Source organism: Synechococcus sp. R5-12 (assembly GCF_047502655.1).
Lineage (GTDB): Bacteria > Cyanobacteriota > Cyanobacteriia > Thermostichales > Thermostichaceae > Thermostichus.
The window spans coordinates 1-6,557 of record NZ_JANSIM010000258.1 but is presented as its reverse complement, the minus strand read 5'-3'; the positions used below and the strand labels follow the sequence as shown (position 1 = coordinate 6,557).

Sequence of the window (6,557 nt, the reverse complement as noted above, 5' to 3'; positions counted from 1 at the left end):
GCCCGCCCCGTACTGCGAAGCAGTCAGGGTCGGGTAGTTTACTCTGCCACGGCCAAGGTTGGCTTCTCGATAAACTTCCATGAACCCACTGCGCCAAGGCCGACTGGGATCCCTTACGGATAACCCAACCCCATGAGCGACAACGAATCGACGGCGCGCATCATCTCCACCGACCTGCAGCGGGAGATGTCGCAGTCCTACCTGGAATACGCCATGAGCGTGATCGTCGGGAGGGCTTTGCCGGATGCGCGGGATGGCCTGAAGCCGGTGCACCGCCGCATTCTTTACGCCATGCACGAGTTGGGCCTGACGGCGGATCGCCCCTTTCGCAAGTGTGCCCGCGTGGTGGGGGATGTGATCGGGAAATACCATCCCCACGGGGATCAGGCCGTCTATGATGCGCTGGTGCGCATGGCTCAAGATTTCTCCATGCGGGAGCGGCTGGTGGATGGGCACGGCAACTTCGGCTCTGTAGACAACGACCCGCCGGCGGCCATGCGCTATACCGAGTGTCGGCTGACTGCCTTTGCCCAAGAAGCCCTGCTCCAAGATATTGACGCCAACACTGTCGATTTTGTCGGCAACTACGACGGATCCCAGCAAGAACCCCTGGTGCTGCCGGCGCGGATCCCGCAACTGCTCTTAAACGGCTCTTCCGGCATTGCCGTGGGCATGGCCACCAACATCCCGCCCCACAACTTGGGCGAATTGGTGGACGGCCTGATCGCCCTCATCCACAACCCCAACCTGACCAGCCTGGAGTTGATGCAGTGGATCCCCGCCCCTGACTTCCCCACCGGGGCGCTGATCATGGGCCAAGAGGGCATCCGCGAAGCCTACACCACCGGGCGCGGCTCCATCACCCTGAGGGGGGTGGCCACCGTCGAAACCATAGAGCAGCGGGGCCGACCGGTTCGGGACGCCATCATTATCACCGAACTGCCCTACCAGACCAACAAGGCAGCCATGATTGAGAAGATCGCCGAGCTGGTCAACGAGAAAAAACTGGAAGGCATTGCCGACATCCGCGACGAGAGCGACCGCAGCGGCATGCGGGTGGTGATCGAGCTAAAGCGGGATGCCCAGCCGCAGGTGGTGCTCAACAACCTCTACAAGCAAACCCCCCTGCAGGCCAACTTCGGGGTCAACATGCTGGCCATCCTCAACGGCGAGCCGCGCACCCTGACCCTGCGGGATGCTCTACAGGCTTTTCTGGATTTTCGGGAAGAGGTGATCGAGCGGCGCACCCGCTACGAGCTGCAAAAAGCCGAAGAGCGGGATCACCTGCTGCAGGGCTATCTCTTGGCTTTGGGGCAGTTGGATCGGGTGATTGCCCTCATTCGGGGAGCCGCCGATACCGCCACAGCCCGAGAGGAATTGCAGGCGGTGTTGGGCCTGAGTGAAGCCCAAGCCGACGGGATCCTGCAGATGCAGCTGCGCCGCCTCACCGCCCTGGAAGCGGAAAAAATCCAGGCCGAGCACGAAGACTTGGTGAGGCAAATTGCCGACCTGCGGGATATTCTGGCCCGCCGAGAACGGGTGATGCAGATCATCAGCGAAGAGCTGCAGCAGCTCAAAGCCCGCTTTGCCAGCCCGCGTCGTTCCCGCCTCTGTTTGGAGGATGGGGAGCTGGGAACGGATGATCTGATCGAAAATCGGGAGACGGTTATCTTTCTAACCGAGCAGGGCTATATCAAGCGCATGGGCCTTGAGGAGTTCCAGGTGCAGGGGCGAGCCACCCGCGGCAAAGCCGGCGCCCGCATCAAAGAAGACGATGCCATCGAACAGTTTTTTGCCTGTCGCAGCCACGACACCATCCTCTTTTTCACCAATCGGGGCGTAGTCTATACCCTGCCCGCCCACCAGATCCCCCAGGGGAGCCGCGCCGCCCGCGGCAGCGCCATCGTTCAGTTGCTGCCGATCACCCGGGAAGAGCGGGTTACTTCCATGGTGCCGGTGAGCCAGTTCAGCGAGGACGAATATCTGGTGATGCTCACCCGCGGGGGCTACATCAAAAAAACGGCCCTCAGCGCCTTTGCCAATGTGCGCTCCAACGGCCTGATCGCCATCTCTCTGGAAGAAAACGACGAACTGCGCTGGGTACGCCGCGCCCGCTCCAGCGACGATGTGGTGATGGCAACCCGCCAAGGCATGTCCATTCGCTTCCGGGCAGATGACGAGCAACTGCGCCCTCTGGGACGGGCCACCCGGGGCGTGCGGGCCATTACCCTCAACGCCGGCGATGACATCGTCAGCATGGATATTATCTCTGCCGAATCGGTGATGGCTGCCGAACAAGAGGGGGAGAGGCTGACCAACCCTTGGGTGCTGGTGATCACCAAAGAAGGGCGGGGCAAGCGCTCGGCCATCGACAATTTCCGCCAGCAAAACCGCGGCGGCAAGGGGGTGATCGCCACCAAGTTCCGGCAGGCGTCGGACGAGCTGGCGGCCCTGCGCATCGTCAATGCCGAAGACGAGATCCTGTTGGTAACCGCCAGGGGCATTGTCATGCGACAGTTGGCCAAGGCCATTCCCACCCAGTCCCGCGAGGCGACCGGGGTGCTGGTGCAGCGCCTGGATCCGGAAGACAGCATTGTGGGAGTTACAGTGGTACCCGCTGCCTTGGTTGCCGAGGAGGAGACCTCAGAAGCCAGCGCTTGATCCCCGGCCGTTACTTAGGTACGGCATTTGCCGCCGCAGAAGGGTGGGATCCCGTACCGGAGAGGGTGAGGATGGGGTGTTACCTTTGGGATAGCCCAAATTCCGGGAACGGCAAAGGCCTGTGGGATCAGGCCGAGCAGCCCAGTTGGGATGGCATCTGCTGTGTTTGTGGAGCTTGGTTACTCCATGGCGAGCCCGTTGAACTTCATCCCTGGTTTTGAGGCATTGCAAACTCCGAGCCCCGACAACCGGCTCTGGCAATACTTGCAATCTCAGGATCCCAGCGTCTTTCAGGATATTGCCCGCAATTCTTCCCCAGAAGTGCTGGAGATCTTGGGCCACAACATCCGCAGCTTGGTGGGGAGCTTGCCCTCCGATCAATTCGGGGTTCAGATCATCACCAACCGCGAGAGCTTGGCCAAAATGCTCTCCGGCGCGATGATGGGCGGCTATTTCCTGCGGGTCATGGAGCAGCGCCTAGCCCTGGAGCAATCTTTGGGCAGTGCCTCCCAGCCTGCCAGCGCGGATCAGCCTTCGCCAGCAGAGGAGGAGGGCTAGGCTTGCAATCCACCTTTTAGCGCCGCCGAGGAGGTTCCATGCTGGATGCGGGTTTCCAGGCAAAGGGATCCCAGTTCAGCAGCCCACCGCGGCGGATTTTGGTTTGCCCGGATAGCTTTAAGGGATCCCTGAGGGCACCAGAAGCGGCAGAGCACATAGCCCATGGGATCCAACAGGTGCTGCCGGAGGCCGAGGTGGAGCGGCTCCCCTTGGCCGATGGGGGAGAGGGCACCCTAGAGGTATTGCTGCCGACGCTGGGGGGAGAGAAAAAGGGTCTGTGGGTCACCGGCCCCCTGGGAGATCCCGTGTGGGCGGAATATGGGGTGGCGGGAGAGCTGGCCCTGTTGGAGCTGGCCCAGGTGGCCGGCCTGACCTTGGTGCCACCGGAGCGGCGGGATCCCAGCCGCACCACCACCTACGGCCTGGGGGAGCTGCTGCGGGCTGTTTGCCGCGATCCCATCGCTGAGATCTGGATAGGTCTGGGGGGATCCGCCACCGTGGATGGAGGGGCGGGCATGGCGCAGGCCTTAGGCTATCGCCTGTTGGATGGAGCTGGGGATCCCATCGGCTGGGGTGGGGCGGAGCTGGCCCGGCTGGCGCGCATCGAGCCCCCCGAACAGCCTGGTTGGCAGGGGAAACGGGTCCGCGGCCTCTGCGATGTGCAAAACCCCCTCACTGGTCCGTTGGGAGCCGCCGCCGTCTTTGCCCCCCAGAAGGGCGCCACCCCTTCCCAGGTGCAGCAGTTGGAGCAGGCGCTGCAGCAGTGGGCTCAAGTGGTGGAGCGAGATTTGGGCCAGGCCGTGGCCGGGATCCCAGGGGCCGGAGCCGCAGGGGGAGCGGGAGCAGGGTTGGTGGCTTTTTTGGGGGCCACTCTGGAGTCCGGGATCCGCTTGCTGGCCCAGCAATTGGCCCTGCCGGAGCGCATCCGCCGCTGCCATCTGGTCGTCACCGGAGAGGGCTGCCTCGACGAGCAAAGCGCGATGGGAAAGGTGGTGGGGGCGGTGCTGGAGCAGGCTATCCAAGCCCAAAAACCCCTGCTCATCCTCTGTGGCCAGGTGACTCCGGCAGCGCGCGCTGGGTTGGCAGCCCAGCCTCTTCCCCTTCGGGTTGGCGCCCTGTGCGACCGGATCCCCGATGTGGCAGAAGCCCAACGGCAGGCTGGCCGATACCTGGAGCAGATGGCGGCTCAGGAGCTGAGAGATTTTCTGGAGCAGGGCGCGGGGATGGGCCGGTTATAATGGCTTAAATCTTTGGGTTTGGTTAGGACATCATGGCCAGTATCGAGTTCTCCCCCGGCATCCAAGAGGTGCCCACCCAGGTGCGAGTGCTGAAATCCAAGACCGGCAACCGGGGATCCGCGATTTTCCGCTTCGAGGATCTAAAATCCGATACGCAAAACATCCTCGGCATGCGGATGATCGATGAGGAAGGGGAGCTGACCACCCGCAACATCAGGGCCAAGTTCCTGAACGGGGAATTCAAAGCCCTGGAAGTGACCTACGACATGGAAACCGAGGCAGAGTGGGATCGCTTCCTGCGCTTTATGGAACGCTTTTCAGCGGCCAACCAGATGGGCATGGCCTAGTTGCCGCCCTTCCCGCCTCAGCTTTTGGATTTTTTGCTCCTTTTGCCGGATCTGCGCTTGGCTTGAGGTTGGCCGGGATCGGATCCCTGGCCCTCTTCAACTGAGGGCTGCCCTAGCGGGGGCCGTCGCTTGTGCCAGTCGGTGCTTTGCTCATAGGCATAGGCCACCCGCAGCACCTTGCTCTCCTGTAGGGCATTGCCCACAATTTGCAGGCCAATGGGCAGCCCATCGGCAAACCCGCAGGGCAGGCTCAATCCCGGCAATCCCGCCAAGTTCACCGGGATCGTCATCAGGTCGCACAGGTACATGCTGAGGGGATCCTCCCGCTCGCCGAGCTTGAAGGCTGGGGTGGGAGTGGTGGGGCTGACCAGCACATCCACCTTCTCGAAAGCCTTGAGGAAGTCCTGCTTGATGAGGGTGCGCACCTTCTGAGCCTTGAGGTAGTAGGCGTCGTAGTACCCCGAGGAGAGGGCATAGGTGCCGATCATAATGCGCCGCTTGACTTCCGGCCCAAAGCCATGGGCGCGGGTCTTGCCATACATGGCCAGCAGCGAGTCGGCAGGTTCCCGCAGGCCGTACTTTACCCCGTCATAGCGGGCCAAGTTGGCAGAGGCTTCCGAAGGGGCGATGATGTAATAGGTGGCAAGGCCGTAGCGAAAACTGGGGCAGTCGATCTCCAGGATCTCGGCCCCCAGCTCCTGCAGATGTTGAATGGCCGCTTGCACGGCAGCGCGGGTCTCCTCGCCGCATCCTTCCCCCAGCAAGTCGCGGATCACCCCGATTTTGAACCCCTTGATGTCCAGGATCAGAGCCTGGCTATAGTCCGGGATATCCACCTTCAGGCTGGTGGAGTCCATCGGGTCATGGCCGGCGATCCCCTGCAGCAGCAAGGCCACATCCTCCACCGTGCGCCCAAACGGCCCCACCTGATCCAAAGACGAAGCAAAGGCCACCAGCCCGTAGCGAGACACCAGCCCGTAGGTGGGCTTGAGGCCCACCACCCCACAAAAAGCTGCCGGTTGGCGGATGGATCCCCCCGTATCTGAGCCCAGGGCCACCACCGCCTGGTCGGCAGCCACCGCCGCCGCCGATCCCCCAGAGGATCCCCCTGGCACCCGCGTCAGATCCCAGGGATTGGCGGTGCGCTGAAAGGCGGAGTTTTCCGTGGAGCTGCCCATGGCAAACTCGTCCAGGTTGGTCTTGCCCACCGTCACCATGCCCGCCGCCGCCAGCCGCGCCGTCACCGTCGATTCGTAGGGGGGAATGAACCCCTCCAGCATCCGGGAAGCACAGGTGGTGCGGATCCCTTGGGTGCAGAGGTTGTCTTTGACAGCTAACGGGATCCCGGCCAAAGGGCCGATCTCCTCCCCGGCCCGAATGCGGGCGTCCACCGCCCTGGCCTGTTGCAGAGCCAGTTCCTCGGTCACAGTAATAAAGCTCTTGAGCTGCGGCTCCAGTTGGGTGAGACGCTCCAGGTATTCGCGGGCGATCTCTTCGGCAGAGCGCTCTTTGGTTACCAACTGCCTGTGGAGGGCACGGATGACAGACATAGGCAAACTCGTGGGGAAGGGCAAATGCCAGTGAGGCCAGACAAAGTTCCTCTAGATTAATCTAGGTGGGATCCCTTCCTACCCAAAATCCCGCCAATTTCCCCTCTCCCTGAGAGAGAGGAGCTGGGGGTGAGGGCGTCGGCAATGCAGAGCGCTTGGGCCCAAGTTACCGCCGTTCCAAAAAGTCGCGGCGCAGATCCCGA

At 62.5% G+C, this 6,557-nt stretch carries 5 protein-coding genes; 4 read left to right on the top strand and 1 reads right to left on the bottom strand.

Going from position 1 to position 6,557, the window contains the following annotated elements:
- The first annotated feature begins 132 nt into the window (after positions 1–132).
- The 4 genes from gyrA to psb28 all read left to right on the top strand — a co-directional run bounded on the left by gyrA (position 133) and on the right by psb28 (position 4,804).
- Positions 133–2,661 (top strand): DNA gyrase subunit A, encoded by a 2,529-nt coding sequence (gene gyrA, locus NW843_RS12880; protein WP_414523140.1) that lies wholly within the window; start codon positions 133–135, stop codon positions 2,659–2,661.
- Positions 2,662–2,847: 186 nt separating this feature from the next.
- The gene (locus NW843_RS12875) at positions 2,848–3,219 is read left to right on the top strand and encodes a DUF760 domain-containing protein (protein WP_414330541.1); all 372 of its coding nucleotides are present in this window, start codon (positions 2,848–2,850) and stop codon (positions 3,217–3,219) included.
- Positions 3,220–3,257: 38 nt separating this feature from the next.
- Positions 3,258–4,457, top strand: coding sequence for a glycerate kinase (locus tag NW843_RS12870; protein WP_414523139.1), 1,200 nt, complete (start codon positions 3,258–3,260; stop codon positions 4,455–4,457).
- Between the two features lie 32 nt (positions 4,458–4,489).
- Entirely contained in the window at positions 4,490–4,804 is a 315-nt protein-coding gene (gene psb28, locus NW843_RS12865) for a photosystem II reaction center protein Psb28 (RefSeq protein ID WP_011433213.1), read from the top strand.
- Positions 4,805–4,821: 17 nt separating this feature from the next.
- Here the strand turns inward: psb28 and gatA are convergent, their stop codons facing one another.
- Positions 4,822–6,354, bottom strand: coding sequence for an Asp-tRNA(Asn)/Glu-tRNA(Gln) amidotransferase subunit GatA (gene gatA / locus NW843_RS12860; protein ID WP_414523138.1), 1,533 nt, complete (start codon positions 6,352–6,354; stop codon positions 4,822–4,824).
- Positions 6,355–6,557: the final 203 nt, after the last annotated feature.

What these genes read in the sequence shown, in the direction of transcription:
- psb28 (WP_011433213.1), top strand. Translation starts at nt 4,490, where the DNA reads ATGGCCAGTATCGAGTTCTCCCCCGGCATCCAAGAGGTGCCCACCCAG.
- gatA (WP_414523138.1), bottom strand. Translation starts at nt 6,354, where the DNA reads ATGTCTGTCATCCGTGCCCTCCACAGGCAGTTGGTAACCAAAGAGCGC.
- NW843_RS12870 (WP_414523139.1), top strand. Translation starts at nt 3,258, where the DNA reads ATGCTGGATGCGGGTTTCCAGGCAAAGGGATCCCAGTTCAGCAGCCCA.
- gyrA (WP_414523140.1), top strand. Translation starts at nt 133, where the DNA reads ATGAGCGACAACGAATCGACGGCGCGCATCATCTCCACCGACCTGCAG.
- NW843_RS12875 (WP_414330541.1), top strand. Translation starts at nt 2,848, where the DNA reads ATGGCGAGCCCGTTGAACTTCATCCCTGGTTTTGAGGCATTGCAAACT.